The organism is Jatrophihabitans sp. (assembly GCF_036389215.1).
Classification (GTDB): domain Bacteria; phylum Actinomycetota; class Actinomycetes; order Mycobacteriales; family Jatrophihabitantaceae; genus Jatrophihabitans_A.
The window spans coordinates 1-2,318 of sequence record NZ_DASVQG010000036.1 but is presented as its reverse complement, the minus strand read 5'-3'; the positions used below and the strand labels follow the sequence as shown (position 1 = coordinate 2,318).

The window sequence follows — 2,318 nt, the reverse complement described above, 5'->3', positions numbered from 1 at the left end:
CCACAATCACGGTGCCCACGCCCCTGCAGAATATCAGCGCGACCAGGTAGCCTGGGCTCACCATGCGCGCGCTGCTCCTCCTTCGCGGCCGCGACGAGGCACTGGGACGTTAGGCCGGCGCAGCTGAGGCTGCGGGCCACGTCCGGGTCGGCCCCCTCGTCGCGGGGCGAAGTGCTGTGCCGACTTCTCGACCATCGTCCGGCACCACGCTTCCCGCGCCTCTTGGAGTTCTCGTCATGCATCCCTCCGTTCCCGCCGCCGCCCGTCGCAGCGCCCAGCAACCCACCACCATGCCGTCACACCGGTACCGGCCCTTCCCGGCCGTCGACCTGCCGGACCGGCAGTGGCCCTCCCGCACCCTCACCCGGGCCCCCCGGTGGCTCTCGACCGACCTGCGCGACGGCAACCAGGCCCTGATCGACCCGATGAACGCCGCCCGCAAGCGGGCCATGTTCGACCTGCTGGTACGGCTGGGTTACAAGGAGATCGAGGTCGGCTTTCCGGCCGCGAGCCAGACCGACTTCGACTTCGTCCGCGAGCTCATCGACTCCGGCCGGGTTCCGGACGACGTCACCATCTCGGTGCTGACCCAGGCCCGTGAGGAGCTCATCGAGCGCACCGTGCAGTCACTGGTCGGCGCGCACCGGGCGACGGTGCATATGTACAACGCCGCGGCGCCGGTGTTCCGCGACGTGGTCTTCGGCTTTCCGGGCGACGGCCGCGAGCAGTGCACGGCGGTCGCGGTCGACGGCACCCGGGCGGTGCTGAAGTACGCCGAGCATTACCTGATGCCCGGCTCCACCGAGTTCGGCTACGAGTACTCCCCCGAGATCTTCATGGACACCGAGCTGGACTACGCGCTGGAGATCTGCACCGCGGTGATGGACGTCTGGCAGCCCGAAGCCGGCCGCGAGATCGTGCTGAACCTGCCGTGCACGGTGGAGCGTTCCACCCCCAACGTCTACGCCGACCAGATCGAATGGATGAGCCGGAACCTGCCGCACCGGGAGAACGTCGCGCTCTCGGTGCACACCCACAACGACCGCGGCACCGCGGTGGCCGATGCGGAGCTGGCGATGCTGGCCGGTGCCGACCGGATCGAGGGATGCCTGTTCGGCAATGGCGAACGCTCCGGAAACGTCGACCTGGTGACCCTCGGACTGAACCTCTACAGCCAGGGCATCGACCCCGAGATCGATTTCTCAGACATCGACGAGATCCGCCGGACGGCGGAGTACTGCAACCGGATCGGGGTGCACGAGCGGCATCCCTACGCCGGCGACCTGGTCTACACCTCGTTCTCCGGCTCGCACCAGGACGCGATCAAGAAGGGCTTCGACGCCCTGGAGAAGGCGGCGGCCGCGGCCGGCAAGCCGGTGCGCGAGATGCCCTGGGCCATTCCGTACCTGCCGATCGACCCGAAGGACGTCGGGCGCTCCTACGAGGCGGTGATCCGCGTCAACAGCCAGTCCGGCAAGGGCGGAGTTGCCTACATCATGAGGAGCGAGCACAAGCTGGACCTGCCGCGCAGGCTGCAGATCGAGTTCAGCCAGGTCATCCAGCGGGTGGCCGACGGTGAGGGCGGCGAGGTCGATGCGGCGACGATGTGGGCGATCTTCGAGTCGGAATACCTGTTCCGGGAGAATGCGCCGTTCGTGCTGAAGTCCTTCGCCGCCTCCTCGGAGGACGGCGTGAACCGGGTGCGGGCCGTGGTCAACGCCTTCGGGCGCGACTGGGACGTCTCCGGGCTCGGCAACGGCCCGATCGCTGCCTTCTGCAGCGCGATCTCCGAGCCGGACATGGGCCTGGGGGGCATCGGCGTCCGGGTGCTGGACTACTCCGAGCACGCGCTCACCTCCGGTGGTGACGCCGAGGCGGCCGCCTACCTGGAGATCGAGGTGGGTGACGAGGTGCTGTGGGGCGTCGGGATCAGCGAATCCATCGTCGGCGCCTCACTGCGTGCGGTGATGAGCGCGGTGAACCGGATCGCCCGGACGCGCTGATGCGGGCAGCACCAGCGCTGTGATCGGACTAGCCGTTCGACTGGATTACGCGTTCAGCTGAATGACATTCACGAAGTTGCCATCGGCGTCCTTGAGGGTGGCGATGCGGCCCACCGGGATGGTCTCGACCGGGCGGATCCATTCCAGGCCATCCACGTTCTGCAGATGCGCCGCGAGGGTGTCCATATCGCCGACCTCGATGTTGATGATGACCCGGCCCGGTTCGACGGTGTGTTCGGCGACGTCGTCGCGGGCTTCGAAGATCAGCAAGCCCTTGTCCAGCCGCAGCACCAAGTCCGGCATGTCCTCATCGGG

2 protein-coding genes are annotated in these 2,318 nt (G+C 67.9%); one reads left to right on the top strand and one right to left on the bottom strand.

Going from position 1 to position 2,318, the window contains the following annotated elements; all coding sequences use genetic code 11:
• Nucleotides 1–236 precede the first annotated feature (236 nt).
• On the top strand, nucleotides 237–2,003 hold the full coding sequence (gene leuA / locus VF542_RS01690) for a 2-isopropylmalate synthase (RefSeq protein ID WP_408649973.1): 1,767 nt from the start codon (nucleotides 237–239) through the stop codon (nucleotides 2,001–2,003).
• Nucleotides 2,004–2,048: 45 nt separating this feature from the next.
• On the opposite strand, the gene VF542_RS01685 is transcribed toward leuA, so the two are convergent.
• The coding region (locus VF542_RS01685) for a VOC family protein (RefSeq protein WP_408649972.1) at nucleotides 2,049–2,318 on the bottom strand (270 nt) is incomplete at its 5' end.